The organism is Bacillus sp. EB V-12, from assembly GCF_056158125.1.
This window is the reverse complement of record NZ_JBUXJL010000001.1, coordinates 667,447-685,051: the sequence shown is the minus strand read 5'-3', so window position 1 is coordinate 685,051 and position 17,605 is coordinate 667,447. Positions and strand designations below refer to the sequence as shown.

Sequence of the window (17,605 nt, the reverse complement as noted above, 5' to 3'; positions counted from 1 at the left end):
CTCATAATATGAAGAGGGAGCTGTGACAACACAAGCTCCCTTATTTTTCACTTTTCAAATCCACACGATTGTCATAAAAGCTAAAATTGTAATTAACCCTATTAGCAGACCAGAGTAAAGAAAGAAACTTGCTGCTTCATGTCCTTTATGACTCATATGCATAAAATAATACAATTGAAAAATTACTTGTACCACTGCTAATAGTAAAATAAACGGTACAGAGAAAATCGGACTAAAAGTTTTTGGATACGCCACCGCTACAAATGCAACTAATGTTAAAAAAATCATTAATGCAAACGTAATAACTTGATGCCTCATTTCCTCCGCACTTTTTCTCTTCCGATAAACAAGATCAACTTTAGGATTATTCGTTTGCTTTATCGCCATTGTTTATCCCACCATTCCCATTAAATATACTACAGTGAAAATAAACACCCAAACTACGTCAATAAAGTGCCAATAAATCGATGCAACATAAAACTTCGGTGCATTGTATAAATTTAGACCTCTCTTCGCATTTCTAAAGATTAATGTTAAAATCCAACATAACCCAAACAATACGTGGAGTCCATGTGTACCAACAAGAGCATAAAACGCAGAGCCAAACGCACTACTTCTCATAGTATGCTTAAATTCATGTGTATAATGATAAAACTCATATATCTCAAATCCTAAAAACCCTAAACCTAGCAATACTGTTACTAGTAACCAAAGCTGCATTTTCTTAAAGTTAAAGTTTTTCATGTGATACATCGCATATACACTCGTTAAGCTACTCGTTAATAAAAGCATCGTCATAATGAAAACGAGTGGCATTTGGAACATCTCTTGAGATGTTGGTCCACCATTTGTAGAATTCTTTAACGCTAAATATGTTCCGAATAAGGAAGCGAACAACACTGTTTCGCCTCCAAGAAATAACCAAAAACCGACAAACTTATTTTTCCCTTCAAGGGTTGCTTTTTCAGGCTCTGCTGGAAATGTTTCATTCGTTAATTTTTCATCTACGTGCATTATGCCTTGCCCCCCTTATCCTCTAAATCTTCTTTATGAATATGATACCCATGATCATCAATTACTGAACGTAGGAACATTGTGCCAAATGTAATGATTAAACCAATAATTGCTACTAATAACCAGAACTTATCTTTTCCGCCCTGCATATACATCGCACCAAATGCCGCTATAAACAATCCGAAAGAAATGACAAATGGTGAAAACGAAGGATTTGGCATATGAATATCACCAACTGGTTCCGCTGCTGTCATTTCTTTATTACCTTCACGTTTTTCAATCCAAAACGGATCTAATCCGCGAACAAATGGTAATTGTTTAAAGTTATATTCTGGTGTCGGTGCTGGCATTGTCCATTCTAATGTACGTGCATCCCACGGATCACGACCAGCTTTTTCTTTTGATACTGTCGTTTTAATTACATTGAATAGAAGAACAATCGTTCCAAGAGCCATAAACACCGCTCCGATGGAACTAATCATATTCCCCATTTCCAACCCTTGCCCTTCAAGATATGTGTAGTAACGGCGTGGCATACCAATCAAGCCAAGGAAATGCTGAATAAAGAAAGTTAAATGGAAGCCGATAAAGAATAGCCAAAACGTTATCTTTCCTAATGTTTCATTTAATACTTTATTAAACATCAGTGGCCAATAATAATGAGCTCCTGCAAGTAAACCAAATACAACACCGCCAACGATTACATAATGAAAATGCGCTACTACGAAATAGTTATCATGAAATTGATAATCAGCTGGTGCAGATGCTAGCATAACCCCTGTAACTCCACCCATTACGAATGATGGAATGAAAGCTACTGCCCACATCATTGGTGTCGTAAAACGAATACTTCCGCCCCACATTGTAAAGAGCCAGTTGAATATTTTGATACCAGTCGGAACCGCAATCGCCATTGTTGCAACTGAGAAAATAGCATTAGCAACTGGACCAAGTCCAACAGTAAACATATGGTGCGCCCATACCATAAATCCTAAAAATCCAATTAATACAGTCGCAAACACCATCGATGAATAACCAAACAATCGTTTTTTCGAAAATGTCGCGAAGATTTCTGAGAATATTCCGAAAGCTGGGAGTATAAGAATGTATACTTCTGGATGACCGAAAATCCAGAATAAATGCTCCCATATAATTGTATTCCCGCCCAATGCCGGATTAAAGAAACTTGTTCCAAATAAACGATCTAACATTAAAAGTCCTAATCCTACAGTTAACGGCGGAAAAGCGAATAATATAAGCGAAGATGTTACAAATGTTGTCCATGTAAACATCGGCATACGCATATACGTCATTCCTGGAGCGCGCATATTAATAATGGTTACAAGGAAGTTAATTCCTCCAATTAGTGTACCAATACCTGAGATTTGCAAGCCGAGTACATAGAAATCAACACCATGACCTTTAGAGGCTAAAGCTAAAGATGCATAAGATGTCCATCCTGCATCAGGTGCTCCACCTAAAAACCAACTTAAATTTAAAAATACTCCACCAAAGAAAAATAACCAAAATCCGAGTGAATTCAAAAACGGGAACGCTACATCACGTGCACCAATTTGAAGTGGTACAGCGGCGTTCATAAATGCAAACACGAGTGGCATAGCTGCGAGGAAAATCATTGTTGTACCGTGCATCGTTAATACTTGATTATAAGCATCCCCAACAAGAAAAGCGTTGTTAGGAATCGCTAATTGAAGGCGAATAAATAGAGCTTCTATTCCGCCTATTACAAAAAACAATCCACCTGCAATTAAATAGAGAATGGCAATCTTTTTATGGTCTACTGTCGTTAAATAATCCCATATGACAGCACCCATCCCCTGTTTTTTTGCTACAGAACTCACGTTTTCAACCTCCCCTTCGCGAATAGTCCCTCTTTACTTTTCAACTTTTAACGTTTGTAAATATGCATTTAATGCATCAATTTGATCATCCGTTAAGTTGCCATATTTGCCAGTCATTTTGTTTCCTGGCTTCATATTTTCAGGATCTTTCAGCCATTTTTTTAAGTTTTCTTCATTGTTTTCGGCAATACCGGCAACCATATCGCGATCCGCAAAGTTTGCTAAGTTTGGTGCGATACGAGCGGAAGGTGGTCTACTATCATTAGATCCAACTGCGTGACAACCAATACAGCTTTTATTAAATATTTCTTGGCCCTCTTGCGCCTTTGTTGAAGCTACTTCTTTCTTCCCATCAATCTTCTTCATATCAGCAAGCCATTTTTTGTACTCGCTTTCATCTAAAGCTTTCACTTTAAATTGCATTAAAGAATGTGATGGGCCGCAAAATTCTGTACAAAAACCATTATAAGTGCCCGATTTATCTGCCTTTAACCACATTTTGTTCACATTGTCTGTATTTGTATCCATTTTCCCTGCTAAAGATGGAACCCAAAATGAGTGTTTAATATCGGCACCCTTCAAATTTAAATACACTTTCTTACCTGTGGGGATGACCAAATCTTGCGAAGTTACTATCTTTTCTGATTTATAAGAAAATTCCCACCAATAAAGATTCGCTGTTACATCAACAACGATAGTATCTTTATCAATATTCTTTTTCTCCATCGCACTTACATCAGCAAGTTTGAATGTATATGTAACTGTTGGAACAGCTAAGATTAGTAAAAGAATAATCGGAATAACTGTCCATATAATTTCTAGCTTGTGATTCCCTTCAACTTGCTCTGGAATATAATCTTCCTGACCTTTCTTTTGTCGGAAACGCACAATTACATATAAGAAAATAATAGTAACTACTAGTACTACTCCTACCATGATTGCACTCGCCAGTAGAAGTAAATCATATTGCATTTTTGCTACTTCTCCTTGCGGAATTAAAGTAGATTGAAAGGCTTTACCGCATCCCCCTAACAGTAAAGCCAGCAGTGAAACGAACGAAAGCAGTCGCCACTGTTTCTTCATACAAACAACCCCCACTTTCCTTGTGAATTAGATTGTACTTTATAGTTAAGTAAAGTAAATCTCAACGTAAAGAAATCCAATTATGTCGTTGTCTTAGAAGAATGTAACTACAATCATTGATACAAATAAGATTGTTAAATAATTTAGGGAATAAACAAACATTTGCACGGACCATTTGATGTCATCTTTCTTACGGAAGCCATAAAATCCTAAAACGATCCATCCGATGTTAAGCAGTGTTGCAATTACCATAAATGTTATCCCTAGTCCACTCATATAAAATGGTAGTGGTAATAAACATACTGTCCAAATCATAATTTGGCGTTTCGTAATTTCAAATCCATGAACTACAGGAAGCATTGGAATTCCTGCATTTCGATATTCATCAACACGTTTCATTGCTAATGCAAGGAAATGTGGGATTTGCCAAATAAACATAATTAAAAATAACATCCAAGCAATTGGATGGCCTAAAGATGGATCGATTGCTGCCCATCCAATTAAAGGAGGAACTGCACCAGATATACTACCTACAACAGTATTTAGTGTATACTTTCTCTTTGTCCATAAACTATATAGAACAACATATGTGAAAGCACCAATAAATCCCATTAAGACTGCCATTGGTGTTGTTAATAATAAAAATACAAAACCAAGAAGTAATATGACTAGTCCAAATGTAAGTGCAAATCCTGGTTTATACTTTCCAGTAACCGTTGGACGGGTCTTTGTTCTTTCCATTAATGGATCAATGTCTCGATCAATGTAGTTGTTTAAACAACATACCCCTGCCATAACTAATCCAGAACCAACGATTGTAAAGAATAACTTATCCAGATTGTCCATTACACTTAATCCATTAAAGTGTAATGCCAACCAAAATCCTGTAAATACAGTAAGTGTATTTGAGTTTACAATCCCCATTTTAACGAGTGCTTTTAAATCTTGTAACCGAGTTGTTTCCGGTACACTTGTAACAGCGGACTCATCATGCAGCTCACTTGTTGCATGGTTCATCACTCTAACCCCCTCTTAAAACTTTCATCTTTCTTTTTGCGCATATTTCAAATGAAATAATTCGCTTCTATATAGCAATATTATTACAGTAGAAACATTGTTAACCCATTCTACTACTAATCTACGCTCATACTCCAATATATTAAATCATATTTCCCGAACATTTTGTGAAGAAAACATGAACTTTTTGTGTCGAATATAAAAAACTTCATTCTGACTTGTCCTTATCATAACATGATGTTACCTTCTATAATAAACTATTTTGTCCTATTTAACACGTATTCTCCCCATTTCTTTTCAAAATAGCCTATTTTTCACCCAAAATTTTCCTTAGGAACCCTGTTTTTACACCTGTTTTCTCCCCATTTCCTTCCTCCTCCATTTCTTTGCTATTTTATTATTTTTTATATATCATAGGAACTAGCGCGTTTTATTCTATACATAATGGAATGAAAATATTTCGCAATAACTTCATAGCAGAAAGATGGTGAAAGAGATTGCAACGCTTTATTAAATGGTTAGCAGTCATTACAAGCCTTGATTTATTAATAGTTTTATTAGGAGGCGCTTTAGTTACAAAAACAGGTTCTGGTCAAGGTTGTGGTAAATCATGGCCACTTTGTAACGGTGAATTTGTTCCATCTAATTTATCAATGGAAACTATTATTGAACTTAGTCACCGATTAACATCAGGATCAGCTGGAATTCTTGTCACTCTCCTTTGTATTTTGTCCTGGAAATATTATAAACATGTGCGTGAAACAAAAACGTTAGCAATTTTATCCTTCGTATTTTTAGTTGCACAAGCATTAATGGGAGCAGCAGCAGTTGTTTGGGGCCAAATGCCCGCTGTACTTGCTATCCACTTCGGTATTTCCTTAATTTCATTTGCTTCTGTCATTTTATTAACGTGTCTTATCTTTGAAATTGACCAAAAATTTGATGCACGTTCACTTATTATGGACAAAAAAATGAAATTTCATATTTATGGTGTAACAATTTACAGTTATATCGTCGTCTACACAGGCGCTTTAGTACGTCACGAACGAGCTAGCTTAGCCTGTCCAGACTTTCCTTTATGTAGCAAAAACAGACCTATGCCAACTCAACTACATGAATGGGTTCAAATGGGCCATAGAGTTGCAGCGATGTTAATTTTCGCTTGGATACTATACGCGATGATTCTCGCTATTCGCCATTACAAACAGCAACCTGTCGTATATTGGGGATGGATCATTTCATTTATCCTTGTTACACTTCAAGCTGTAGTAGGAGTTTTAGTTGTATTTACAAACGCTAGTTTAGCGATGGCATTGTTACATTCTCTATTTATTTCTTGCTTGTTTGCTGTACTATGCTATTTAGTTATGTTAGGAACAAGAAGTAAAGTGAATGCAAAAGAAGCTGCATCAACTTCTAAACAAACAAAATAATATAAAACTAAAATTCCTTGCCGAATTGGCAAGGGATTTTTTTGCAATAAAAAAAGAGCTGTATTTACACAGCCCTTTTTTTATTTTAGTGATCTAATTCAATAAGTAAATCACCCGTTTGAATTGCATCACCATCGTTAACATATACTTTCTTCACTTTACCATTGAACGGCGCTTGAACTGTCGTTTCCATTTTCATCGCTTCTGTAATTGCCATAGAATCGCCTTTTTTCACTTCGTCGCCTTTTTTTACAACTACTTTAATTACCGTTCCTGGCATCGTTGCACTAATATGATTTGGATTCTCACGGTTTCCTTTCACACGTTGTGCAACTGTTGCTTTTACACTCTCATCTTTCACGATAATTTCACGTGGTTGACCGTTGAATTCCAAGTAAAGAACACGGTTTCCATCCGGCTGAGGTTCTCCAATTGATACTAGTTTAACCATCAATGTTTTACCCTGTTCAATTTCTACATCAATTTCTTCACCTAGTCTCATACCATAGAAGAACGTCGGTGTATCAAGTACAGATACATTTCCATAAAGCTCAGCAACTTTTTCATAATCCATAAATACTTTTGGATATAAAGCATATGCCACTACATCAAAAATCGTTACTTCGCGTCCAAGTTTATGGAATAATTCTTCTTTTAACGCTTCGAAATCTACTGGCTCTAGTAATTCACCTGGTCTTACTGTTAATGGCTCTTTCCCTTTTAAAATAATCTTTTGTAATTCTTTCGGGAAACCACCGTACGGTTGACCTAAATCACCAGAGAACATTTCAACAACAGACCCTGGGAAGTCCATCGCATGTCCACGCTCTAAAACATCTTGTTCTGTCAGATGGTTCTGAACCATAAATAATGCCATATCACCAACAACTTTTGATGATGGCGTTACTTTTACAATATCTCCAAACATGTCATTCACACGGCGGTACATTACTTTCACTTCATCGAAGCGATCTCCTAAACCAACCGCCTTCGCTTGTTGCTGAAGATTACTATACTGCCCACCCGGCATTTCATGCATATATACCTCTGTATGCGGCGCATTCATACCACTTTCAAACGGTGCATAGTATTTGCGTACATCTTCCCAATAATGAGATAGTTTTTCTAAAGAATCTATATTAACATCTGGTTGTCTTTCGTTTCCACCTAATGCATAGTATAGCGTGTTCGCACTTGGTTGTGACGTTTGACCAGCCATAGAACTCACTGCTACATCGACGATATCAACACCCGCTTCAATTGCCTTCGTATACGTTAATATACCATTTCCACTCGTATCGTGCGTGTGCAGATGAATTGGAATCGACACTGTCTCTTTTAATGCAGAAACTAAATCATATGCTGCATTTGGTTTTAGTAAGCCTGCCATATCTTTAATACCTAAAATGTGAGCTCCTGATGCTTCTAACTCTTTTGCTAAATTTTTATAGTAATTTAAATCATATTTACTACGCAGTGGATCATGAATATCCCCTGTGTAGCACATTGTTGCTTCTGCAATTTTACCAGTGTCTCGTACAGCGTCAATTGCAACTCTCATGCCTTCCACCCAGTTTAAGCTATCAAAAATACGGAATACATCAATGCCTGCTTGAGCAGAACATTCCACAAATTTTTGAATTAAATTATCTGGATAGTTTTTGTATCCAACTGCGTTTGAAGAACGAAGTAACATTTGGAATAACACGTTCGGCATTTTTTCACGAAGATCTAGTAATCGTTCCCATGGATCTTCTTTTAAGAAACGATACGCAACGTCAAATGTTGCACCGCCCCACATTTCCGCTGAGAATAGGTTCGGTAACATTCTCGCTGTTGGCTCCGCAATTTGATGTAAATCTTTTGTACGAATACGAGTTGCAAGTAATGACTGGTGTGCATCACGGAATGTTGTATCCGTTAAAAGTACACGCTTTTGATCCTGTACCCATTTTACTAATCCGTCCGCTCCACGCTCGTCCAAAATTTGTTTCGTTCCATTTTGGATTGGCTCTGAATGTTTTAAACATGGAATACGAGCATCTGGGAATATTGGTTTTTCTTTTTTACCTACCCCTGGGAAACCATTTACTGTTACTGTACCAATGTAATTTAACATTTTCGTTCCACGGTCTTTACGTTTCGGGAACAAGAACAATTCAGGTGACGCATCGATAAATGAAGTATCATATTCTCCTGATAAGAAGTTTTTATGTTTTACTACATTCTCTAGGAATGGAATATTTGTTTTAATACCACGAATACGGAATTCTTTTAAGTTACGTTCCATTTTTGCAGCAGCTTGCTCAAAAGTAAGTGCCCAAGTTGTAACTTTTACAAGTAAAGAATCGTAGTACGGTGTAATAACTGCACCTTGGAAGCTATTTCCTGTATCAAGACGTACACCAAAACCACCGCCTGATCGATACGCCATAATTTTTCCTGTATCCGGCATAAAATTATTTAGCGGATCTTCAGTTGTTACACGAGATTGAATTGCAAATCCATGTACAACTACTTCCTCTTGCTTCGGAACACCTACCATTTTGCTATGTAATGCATGTCCATCAGCTATTAAAATTTGTGATTGAACAATATCTACTCCCGTAATCATTTCTGTAATCGTATGTTCTACTTGAACACGTGGATTTACTTCAATAAAGTAAAACTCATCATCTTTTACAAGGAATTCTACTGTTCCTGCATTTAAATAACTTACATTTTTCGTTAACTTCACAGCAGCATCACAAATACGCTGACGCAGATCATCTGAAAGTGATACACTCGGTGCAATTTCTACAACTTTTTGATGACGACGTTGTACAGAACAGTCACGCTCGTATAAATGAACAACATTGCCTTCTTCATCTGCTAAAATTTGTACTTCTATATGTTTAGGTTTTTCAACGAATTTTTCGACGTAAACTTCATCATTACCAAAGGCTGCTTTCGCTTCTGATTTCGCTCGATTATATGATTCTCCTAATTCCTCACTAGTACGCACAATACGCATACCACGACCGCCACCCCCAAGGGATGCTTTAATAATAATCGGGTAATCATACTTTTCAGCAAATTTTTCGACTTCTTCTAATGAATTTACTGGACCATCACTACCAGGTATAACTGGAATTTGTGCTAGCTGCGCTTGTGTTCTTGCTTTCACTTTATCTCCAAACATATCTAAATGCTTACTTTTCGGACCGATAAAGATAATTCCTTCTTCTTCACAACGTTTAGCGAATTGAATATTTTCTGACAAGAAACCATATCCAGGGTGGATTGCATCTACATGATTACTTTTTGCAATCTCAATAATGCCTTCAATATCTAGATAAGCATCAATTGGTTTTTTTCCTTCCCCAACTAAATAGGACTCATCGGCTTTATAGCGATGATAAGAACCACTATCCTCTTTAGAATAGATTGCAACTGTTTTTAATCCAAGTTCCGAACAAGCTCGAAACACACGAATTGCAATCTCTCCACGGTTAGCTACCAATACTTTTTGAATACGTTGCAGCTTTGTCATGATTTTCCCCCTCTACTTTCCTACCACTCTAGAGATAAAATATATACACACCTTAAAAAGCGTGAAGTTCTTCACTTTCCACATTATATTATACTTAGAAAGCTTCACTTTATTTTTATCCATCATACCTTATTTTTTAACAAATGATAAGTTTTCTGTGCAATTTGTTTCACAAAAATAGTATAGCATACCTCTTCCTTTTCTAACAACTTAATTGTATATCACATTAAACTAAATGTGATATATTGTTTAACCGAAAGATATATTAATACATCACATTTAAAACTACTTAAAAATAAAAACACATTATGCTCTAAAGCATAATGTGTTTTTATTTTACAACTACAAGATGTGGTCCATTTTGTTCTCTTTCTTTCATTAGACCATTCTGTTGTTTCTCTTGTCGTTTCACGTGACTAGCAATATTAAGTAGTATTCCCATTGCAAGTAGATTAGCTATTAAGGAACTTCCACCATAACTAATAAATGGTAAAGGCACTCCCGTAAGCGGTATTAATCCAGACATACCACCAACATTAACAAAAGTTTGTACTCCTATTAAACTTGCAATTCCGATTGCAATTAAACTTCCAAAAGGATCGTTACATTTTTGAGCAATCCTGAATGAACGAATAATAATAAGTAGCAAGCAAATTAAAATAATAGCTACACCAATAAAACCTAATTCTTCAGATATAATAGCCATAATAAAATCTGTTTGCGGTTCTGGTAAATACCCATATTTTTGCACACTATTTCCTAATCCTCGACCATTTAGCCCTCCTGAAGCAATTCCAATAAAAGAATTTACTAATTGGAATCCATCATTCTGAGGATCATTGAATGGATCAAGAAAAACTGAAAAACGTGCCTTTTGATATCCACTTAATTTATAATTAGCCAAAAAATATAGAGCTGGAATCCATACTATAGAAGTTAAAACAATTCGTTTAATCCATAAATTAATCCTTACTCCTGAACAAAGAAACATAATCCCTACTGTTCCTGCAATTAACAAATCGGTACCTAAATCATTTTGCTTTAAAATTAAAAACATTGCCATTCCAACAAATCCAAGTGTAAGTCCCGACCCTTTAAAAACAGGTGTATTTGTTTCTTGTCTCCTTGCAAAAAAGCGAGCTAATATAATAATAATCGATAGTTTAACAAATTCAGCGGGCTGTATACCTAATATCCAACCTTTTGCACCATTTATTTCCTTACCAAAAATCAAGGCTGCTGCTAGTAAAGCAATACTCCCTAGCCCCATCGCGGATAAAATTATTCGTTTCCTCCAAAACTTATAAGGTAACGAAGCTACAATTACTAACAATACCGTTCCAATAGCTAAAGTTATTAATTGTTTTTTAAAAAAGTAATTTGCCGGCCAGTTATGCCTCGAAATCGCAACAATGGAACTAGAACTATATACCATTATTACTCCCAGCACACATAAGATAACAAGAGGAAGTAATAATGAATAATCCATTGATTTCCATACTTTTTTCATTTCATTTCCTCTTTCTGTTTCAATTTAATTATTGTTGTATTCCATATGTACATTGATTCTTCCTGCTTTATTATACAAATAAAAAGCTCAAACTAATTTAGTTTGAGCCCCCTTATTTGAACCCGTTATTGTTGTTTGTTTGTAAATGCTTCATGAAGTGCAGATAACTCACGTTCGAGCTCACCTAACATTGCTTTCCCTTGTTCTTCTGCAATAAGACCAAGGCGAACTGCAAAATCGACCTCGCGGGATAGTCCAAACATTTGTGTGTCTAACACTTCTTCATATAATGGACATTGCGGCATTGTAAGATGGTCCATTTGCACCTTAATAAGTCTTAAAATCTTCTCTGCATCCGCTTGTAGAAGGGCTAGTGCCTTTTCCTGATGATTTGCTACTGTCTCAGACGCCAAATTGATTCCCTCCGTTTCCGTCCTACTCTCCTCTATCCTATCTATTAATATTAGCGATAGTTTTAATAAATTGCAATAGAAACATTTTTTGTGACAACAGTGTCTAATACTATTATACTGAAAAGTGGGAGTATAACACAAATGGGGGAACAACAATGAGCGAAATTTTATTTATTAACGGAAAAGTACGTTTTCCAATCACTATTGATCCAACTGTTTGGATCTTTGATGATCGAAAAGTAGATTTGACAACTTACTTTGATGAAACTAGAGAAAACACGTCTGAACTAGAAACTTATTTAAAAAACACTTCAGAACATTGGGATCGCGAAATCCGTGATGGTGCCGCTTTTCCTCCAATACAACAAAGTGTGAAGAAATATAAAAAAGAACAGCTGATTACTGGAACATTTGGTATACCATTTCATCCATTCCTTGCTAACGCTGAAATTTTAGAGGACGCTACGCAAGTTGAAATTGAAACGGTAGATCATACAATGACACTTCCATTAGAAACTGTCAAAAATGCTATACTAGGCTTTTCAAAAGAAGGAAAACCATTAAAAGAAGACGGGCCTGTTCATCTCTATTTCAATGATGGATCTAATCAACAAAATCCAATCCGTAACATCCGTAAATTTACAATTATTTAAAGAAAAGGAGTGAGCTTAAGCTCACTCCTTTTTACAATAAATCTGCTGCTAGTTGAGCTAAATTAGATCGCTCTCCTTTAACAAACTTCACATGACCACTAATACGCTGTTCTTTAAACTTCTCTACAACATACGTTAAGCCATTATTATATTCATCTAAATATGGGTGATCAATTTGCTGAGGATCTCCCATCAATACAATCTTACTCTTTTCCCCTACCCTAGTTAATATCGTTTTCACTTCATGCTTTGTTAAATTTTGTGCTTCGTCAATGATAATGAACTGATCTGGAATACTTCTCCCGCGTATATAAGTAAGGGCTTCTACTTCAATCGAACCCATTCCAGCTAGAATAGCATCTAACTCTCCTGGCTTTTTCGTATTAAATAAATACTCTAGGTTATCAAAAATTGGCTGCATCCATGGTCTTAATTTTTCTTCTTTTTCTCCTGGTAAATAACCGATATCTTTTCCGACTGGAACAATTGGTCTTGCCACAAGTAATTTTTTATATAACCCTAAGTCTTCTGTTTGCATAAGTCCCGAAGCTAACGCAAGTAACGTTTTTCCTGTGCCGGCTTTCCCCGTTAACGTTACAAGCGGAATATCTTCACGAAGCAACAATTCTAATCCCATAATTTGCTGCACGTTTCGTGGTCGTATCCCCCACACTTGTTCATTGTGAAAAATAAGTTTCTTTACCTTCTTCCCTAAGTGATCCACAATGCCAAGCGCAGAACTAGAGCCCCCTAATGCATCTTTCATTACTACAAATTGATTTGGGTAAAAAGGATGATTCGCAATTTCAGATAGAGGCAATTCACCTTTCTCATAAAAATAATCCAATTGTTCTTTTGATATATATCCTTCTAAAAAACCAGAATATATATTTTCTACTTCAATTACGCGATCACTTAAATAATCTTCAGCCTTCAAACCAATTGCATCAGCTTTTACCCTTACGAGTACATCTTTACTTACTAAAATAACAGACTTCCCGTCCTCTTTTTCCTGTTCTTCTAAAGATAGATTTTTTGCTACAGCTAAAATTCGATTATCATTTGTTTTTTCTACAAAAATATCTTGTAGTTGCACAAATGAACGATGGTTCAATTCAATACGAAATGTTCCGCCGTTTTCTAGCGGGATACTTTCATGCAGCTTTCCTATTTCACGAAATTTATCTATTAACTTAGATACATAACGAGCGTTTCTTCCTACTTCATCCATATAACGTTTTTTCGAATCAACCTCTTCTAATACAACTGCTGGAATCACTACTTCATTGGTTTCAAATGAAAAAATAGATAAAGGATCCTGCAAAAGTACATTCGTATCTAACACATAAATTTTATCCAACCTGTTACCCCCTGACTCCACTTTTAAATTTGTAGAACAAGGGTTTCATCCATACAATATGGACGAACCATTGTTATAATTATATGTACCGTGTAAACGAGGTAGAATCGAAAATCATAGTCATTAAACCTTTTATTTATTCTTTATTCATTTCTATTCAATATATTACTTTTTATTATAATTATTAACGTTAAATCACAATAACCGACTACAAAAGTGAATAAACGAATTTCTTATTTAGCATCTTTATAATTCTCTTATCCCTACTAAGACTTCGTTATCCAGCTTTTTCGCTGCCCGAAGATCATATGTTTTTTCATATGTTGGTTCAATTGCAAGTTTCGCTCCATAAAACATAACATCACGCACTTCTTGCACCTTTACTTCTATTACAGTTAATTTTAGAGAAATACCTTCCATTCTATCTGTCAAAATTTCACCTGCACCACTTATAGAAAATACGGATTCATTCGCCATTATAGTCAATACCACACCTGTATTATGACGTATATTTTCCACAATACGTGAACGTTGATCTACTGCAAATCGAATACTAGTTTTACTCACTGCATACACCCAAGAAATAGCACTTACGTTAGGAACTTGTTTTTCGAAATCTGTCGTTGCTATCATAACAATACACTCTTTACGCAACGTTTGTACTAAATCCTCTGTTAAGGTAGGCTCTACTACATTCGCCATATTTTCACCTCCAAATATACTTGGTATATCCTTATCATAACTTATTTTTCAAATTGCGAAAATATTATTTTTTCCCACTATTATTCAAAAACATTATACTTCCATGATATACTTATACTGATAGAATTCGTATTGAGGTGACGAAATGAGAGTCAAATGTATGATTTGTGATAAAAAAGATATGTTAGATGATGAAAATCCTATGGCAAAAAAACTGCGTAATCGCCCTATTCATACATATATGTGCATGGAATGTTCGGAACGAATTGCAGAGCGTACAATGGAACGTCATGCAAGTGGTAATTTCCGATTATATCGTGATAAAAAAATCGAAGATGATTGGTAAAATGTAAATAAGTCCTTACTCATATAGATAAGGACTTATTTATATTTTTCTGGTTCACGATTCATCTGATCCAAAAAACAATCAATGGCTTCTAACGGAAACCTTGCAGATTTCCGTTCTCCATTTATTTCATATGTAATTAAATACATTTCCTCGTTCTTTTCGACTTCCACATTTCTTAATTTATGTTCTTCATATACCATATTTTGAAATAACAAATATGTTTCTTTTGCAGCACTATCATCTGGACGTGCTTCCGCAACTGTTTTAATTGTTAACCAATTATATAGTGCATCTTGTACTGAACGCATGAAAACTCCCCTTTCTTATCCTGCTTTTTGTTGTTTCGCTTGACGCAAACGCAGTCTATAAATTCCAAGTACAATTGCCGCTACAACAAGTCCTTCTCCAACAGGTAAAAACACAGCAAAAAAGGTTAATACTGTGCATCCAATTGCTAATGATATGTATATCACAATATTTTTTAGTACAGACAACTTTCTAGCAAACCCTAAATTATAAACGAGAGCACTTAATATAATAATCGTCCCATAAAGTAACCACATTCCTAACTCTGGATTTTCATCTACCTTACACAATTTTGCAAAAAAAGACATCCTTTCTAACACACTCTTCCCCCCTAGCAGTAAAATGCAATTTTCTTTATACACTTAATACAAGAGTAACTCGCAAAAAAAATACTGTCCACAAAAAAAGAGTAAATATTCTAAAAAATAAACAAAATAAAAAAACAACGCCCTTTATAAAGGGCGTTGTTTTTTTATTTTTACGCTTCAACAGATTTCTTTTTCTTAGCAGCTCTTTCGCGCTCACTCTTATCAAGAATCTTTTTACGTAGACGAATTGATTCTGGAGTTACTTCACAGAACTCGTCATCGTTTAAGTACTCTAATGATTCTTCTAAAGTCATTAGGCGTGGTTTCTTCATTGTTGAAGTTTGATCTTTCGTCGCAGAACGAATGTTAGTTTGTTGTTTCATTTTCACAACGTTAACTGTTAAGTCGTTCTCACGAGTGTGTTCTCCGACAATCATACCAGCATATACTTCTGTACCTGGTTCAACGAAGATTACACCACGGTCTTCAACTTGCATAATACCGTATTGTGATGCTTTTCCTGTTTCAAGTGAAACTAGAACACCTTGGCGACGTCCACCAACTTGTCCAGCGTGTACTGGTTGGTAGCAATCGAATGTATGGTTTAAAATACCGTAACCACGAGTTAATGTTAAGAATTCTGTTGTGTAACCAATTAAACCACGTGCTGGAACCATGAAAGTAAGGCGAACTTGACCGTTTCCGTTATTCACCATATCTAACATTTCACCTTTACGTGCACCCATAGATTCCATAATAGAACCAGTGTATTCTTCAGGTACATCGATTTGTACGCGCTCTACAGGCTCACATCTTACGCCATCAACTTCTTTAATGATTACTTCTGGCTTAGATACTTGTAATTCATAACCTTCACGACGCATGTTTTCAATTAAGATAGATAAATGTAGTTCCCCACGTCCAGATACGATCCACGCATCAGGAGAATCTGTATTATCTACACGTAAACTTACATCTGTTTCTAATTGTGAACGAAGACGCTCTTCAATTTTACGAGATGTAATGTATTTACCTTCACGACCTGCAAATGGGCTGTTATTTACAAGGAACGTCATTTGTAGTGTTGGCTCATCAATACGTAATAATGGTAACGCATCTTGATGTTCAACTGGACATACTGTTTCACCTACGTTAATGTCTTCCATACCAGAAACGGCTACTAAGTCCCCTGCTTTTGCTTCTTCAATTTCTTGACGTTTTAATCCCATGTAACCGAATAATTTCGTTACGCGGAATTGCTTCACGCTTCCGTCTACTTTCATTAAAGCAACTTGTTGTCCAACCTTCATTGTACCGCGGAATACGCGACCAACTCCAATACGTCCAACGTAGTCGTTGTAATCAAGAAGTGCTACTTGGAATTGAAGTGGCTCTTCGCTGTTATCAATTGGTGCTGGAATATGTTCGATAATTGTATCGAATAATGATTTCATATTCTCTTCTTGATTTGCTGGATTTGAATCTAAGCTTGCTGTTCCGTTCATTGCTGATGCAAATACAACTGGGAACTCTAATTGATCTTCGTTTGCACCAAGCTCAATGAATAAGTCGATTACTTCATCAACTACTTCATCTGGACGAGCGAAGTCACGGTCAATTTTGTTTACAACTACGATTGGAGTTAAGTTTTGCTCAAGAGCTTTCTTTAAAACAAATCGTGTTTGTGGCATACAACCTTCATATGCATCAACAACAAGTAAAACACCATCAACCATTTTCATGATACGTTCTACTTCTCCACCGAAGTCAGCGTGACCAGGTGTATCTAAAATGTTAATTCTTTTATCTTCATAGTGAATCGCTGTATTTTTCGCTAAAATTGTAATACCGCGTTCTCTTTCTAGATCATTTGAATCCATTGCGCGTTCTTCAACGTGTTCGTTCGCACGGAAAGTCCCCGCTTGACGTAATAACTGGTCAACAAGTGTTGTTTTACCATGGTCAACGTGGGCAATAATTGCTATATTACGTAAATCTTGTCGTTTTTTCAACATGTCCAACTCCTAATGTCTTTTTAATCCTTCTCTATTATAAGAGCGAAG

General features: G+C 35.9%; 16 protein-coding genes. 3 read left to right on the top strand and 13 right to left on the bottom strand.

Features of this window, described 5'->3' with window-relative positions; all coding sequences use genetic code 11:
- Positions 1-54: 54 nt before the first annotated feature.
- The 5 genes from ctaF to ctaB form a co-directional block, all read right to left on the bottom strand.
- On the bottom strand, positions 55-387 hold the full coding sequence (gene ctaF, locus ACZDYH_RS03710) for a cytochrome c oxidase subunit IVB (RefSeq protein WP_000985706.1): 333 nt from the start codon (positions 385-387) through the stop codon (positions 55-57).
- Between the two features lie 3 nt (positions 388-390).
- On the bottom strand, positions 391-1,014 hold the full coding sequence (gene ctaE, locus ACZDYH_RS03705; protein ID WP_000557861.1) for a cytochrome c oxidase subunit III: 624 nt from the start codon (positions 1,012-1,014) through the stop codon (positions 391-393).
- On the bottom strand, positions 1,014-2,849 hold the full coding sequence (gene ctaD / locus ACZDYH_RS03700) for a cytochrome c oxidase subunit I (protein ID WP_153578907.1): 1,836 nt from the start codon (positions 2,847-2,849) through the stop codon (positions 1,014-1,016). Before ctaD ends, ctaE begins: the two co-directional genes overlap by 1 nt.
- A gap of 60 nt (positions 2,850-2,909) precedes the next feature.
- Positions 2,910-3,959: a cytochrome c oxidase subunit II gene (gene coxB, locus ACZDYH_RS03695; protein ID WP_000745268.1), complete on the bottom strand. Its 1,050-nt coding sequence runs from the start codon at positions 3,957-3,959 to the stop codon at positions 2,910-2,912.
- Between the two features lie 93 nt (positions 3,960-4,052).
- The gene (gene ctaB, locus ACZDYH_RS03690) at positions 4,053-4,976 is read right to left on the bottom strand and encodes a protoheme IX farnesyltransferase (RefSeq protein ID WP_001015058.1); all 924 of its coding nucleotides are present in this window, start codon (positions 4,974-4,976) and stop codon (positions 4,053-4,055) included.
- A gap of 497 nt (positions 4,977-5,473) precedes the next feature.
- On the opposite strand from ctaB, the gene ctaA reads away from it, so the two are divergent.
- Positions 5,474-6,409, top strand: coding sequence for a heme A synthase (gene ctaA, locus ACZDYH_RS03685; protein ID WP_001188742.1), 936 nt, complete (start codon positions 5,474-5,476; stop codon positions 6,407-6,409).
- Positions 6,410-6,494: 85 nt separating this feature from the next.
- On the opposite strand, the gene pyc is transcribed toward ctaA, so the two are convergent.
- The 3 genes from pyc to ACZDYH_RS03670 form a co-directional block, all read right to left on the bottom strand.
- On the bottom strand, positions 6,495-9,941 hold the full coding sequence (pyc, locus tag ACZDYH_RS03680; RefSeq protein WP_434712666.1) for a pyruvate carboxylase: 3,447 nt from the start codon (positions 9,939-9,941) through the stop codon (positions 6,495-6,497).
- A 331-nt stretch (positions 9,942-10,272) separates the two neighbouring features.
- A complete protein-coding gene (locus ACZDYH_RS03675) occupies positions 10,273-11,451 on the bottom strand; it encodes an FtsW/RodA/SpoVE family cell cycle protein (protein WP_000758412.1) in 1,179 nt (392 codons plus the stop codon).
- Between the two features lie 125 nt (positions 11,452-11,576).
- Positions 11,577-11,864, bottom strand: a complete 288-nt coding sequence (locus ACZDYH_RS03670) for an Fpa/YlaN family protein (protein WP_000135694.1) — start codon at positions 11,862-11,864, stop codon at positions 11,577-11,579.
- A gap of 155 nt (positions 11,865-12,019) precedes the next feature.
- Between ACZDYH_RS03670 and ACZDYH_RS03665 the strand changes: the two genes are divergently transcribed.
- Positions 12,020-12,517: a molybdopterin-binding protein gene (locus ACZDYH_RS03665; protein ID WP_001289809.1), complete on the top strand. Its 498-nt coding sequence runs from the start codon at positions 12,020-12,022 to the stop codon at positions 12,515-12,517.
- A 31-nt stretch (positions 12,518-12,548) separates the two neighbouring features.
- On the opposite strand, the gene ACZDYH_RS03660 is transcribed toward ACZDYH_RS03665, so the two are convergent.
- Complete coding sequence (locus ACZDYH_RS03660) at positions 12,549-13,877, bottom strand: PhoH family protein (RefSeq protein WP_000358083.1); 1,329 nt, start codon at positions 13,875-13,877, stop codon at positions 12,549-12,551.
- Between the two features lie 246 nt (positions 13,878-14,123).
- Complete coding sequence (locus ACZDYH_RS03655; RefSeq protein WP_000024596.1) at positions 14,124-14,579, bottom strand: pyridoxamine 5'-phosphate oxidase family protein; 456 nt, start codon at positions 14,577-14,579, stop codon at positions 14,124-14,126.
- A gap of 145 nt (positions 14,580-14,724) precedes the next feature.
- Between ACZDYH_RS03655 and ACZDYH_RS03650 the strand changes: the two genes are divergently transcribed.
- Positions 14,725-14,925 (top strand): YlaI family protein, encoded by a 201-nt coding sequence (locus ACZDYH_RS03650; RefSeq protein WP_002082250.1) that lies wholly within the window; start codon positions 14,725-14,727, stop codon positions 14,923-14,925.
- A 35-nt stretch (positions 14,926-14,960) separates the two neighbouring features.
- Here the strand turns inward: ACZDYH_RS03650 and ACZDYH_RS03645 are convergent, their stop codons facing one another.
- The 3 genes from ACZDYH_RS03645 to typA all read right to left on the bottom strand — a co-directional run bounded on the left by ACZDYH_RS03645 (position 14,961) and on the right by typA (position 17,557).
- Positions 14,961-15,236 (bottom strand): hypothetical protein, encoded by a 276-nt coding sequence (locus tag ACZDYH_RS03645; protein WP_001258151.1) that lies wholly within the window; start codon positions 15,234-15,236, stop codon positions 14,961-14,963.
- Between the two features lie 15 nt (positions 15,237-15,251).
- Entirely contained in the window at positions 15,252-15,554 is a 303-nt protein-coding gene (locus tag ACZDYH_RS03640; RefSeq protein WP_000893662.1) for a YlaH-like family protein, read from the bottom strand.
- Positions 15,555-15,712: 158 nt separating this feature from the next.
- Positions 15,713-17,557 (bottom strand): translational GTPase TypA, encoded by a 1,845-nt coding sequence (gene typA / locus ACZDYH_RS03635; RefSeq protein ID WP_000914762.1) that lies wholly within the window; start codon positions 17,555-17,557, stop codon positions 15,713-15,715.
- Between the last annotated feature and the right edge of the window lie 48 nt (positions 17,558-17,605).

What these genes read in the sequence shown, in the direction of transcription:
- ACZDYH_RS03655 (WP_000024596.1), bottom strand. Translation starts at nt 14,579, where the DNA reads ATGGCGAATGTAGTAGAGCCTACCTTAACAGAGGATTTAGTACAAACG.
- ACZDYH_RS03645 (WP_001258151.1), bottom strand. Translation starts at nt 15,236, where the DNA reads ATGCGTTCAGTACAAGATGCACTATATAATTGGTTAACAATTAAAACA.
- coxB (WP_000745268.1), bottom strand. Translation starts at nt 3,959, where the DNA reads ATGAAGAAACAGTGGCGACTGCTTTCGTTCGTTTCACTGCTGGCTTTA.
- ctaF (WP_000985706.1), bottom strand. Translation starts at nt 387, where the DNA reads ATGGCGATAAAGCAAACGAATAATCCTAAAGTTGATCTTGTTTATCGG.
- typA (WP_000914762.1), bottom strand. Translation starts at nt 17,557, where the DNA reads ATGTTGAAAAAACGACAAGATTTACGTAATATAGCAATTATTGCCCAC.
- ACZDYH_RS03650 (WP_002082250.1), top strand. Translation starts at nt 14,725, where the DNA reads ATGAGAGTCAAATGTATGATTTGTGATAAAAAAGATATGTTAGATGAT.
- ctaB (WP_001015058.1), bottom strand. Translation starts at nt 4,976, where the DNA reads ATGAACCATGCAACAAGTGAGCTGCATGATGAGTCCGCTGTTACAAGT.
- ACZDYH_RS03675 (WP_000758412.1), bottom strand. Translation starts at nt 11,451, where the DNA reads ATGAAAAAAGTATGGAAATCAATGGATTATTCATTATTACTTCCTCTT.
- ctaD (WP_153578907.1), bottom strand. Translation starts at nt 2,849, where the DNA reads ATGGGTGCTGTCATATGGGATTATTTAACGACAGTAGACCATAAAAAG.
- ACZDYH_RS03665 (WP_001289809.1), top strand. Translation starts at nt 12,020, where the DNA reads ATGAGCGAAATTTTATTTATTAACGGAAAAGTACGTTTTCCAATCACT.
- pyc (WP_434712666.1), bottom strand. Translation starts at nt 9,941, where the DNA reads ATGACAAAGCTGCAACGTATTCAAAAAGTATTGGTAGCTAACCGTGGA.
- ctaE (WP_000557861.1), bottom strand. Translation starts at nt 1,014, where the DNA reads ATGCACGTAGATGAAAAATTAACGAATGAAACATTTCCAGCAGAGCCT.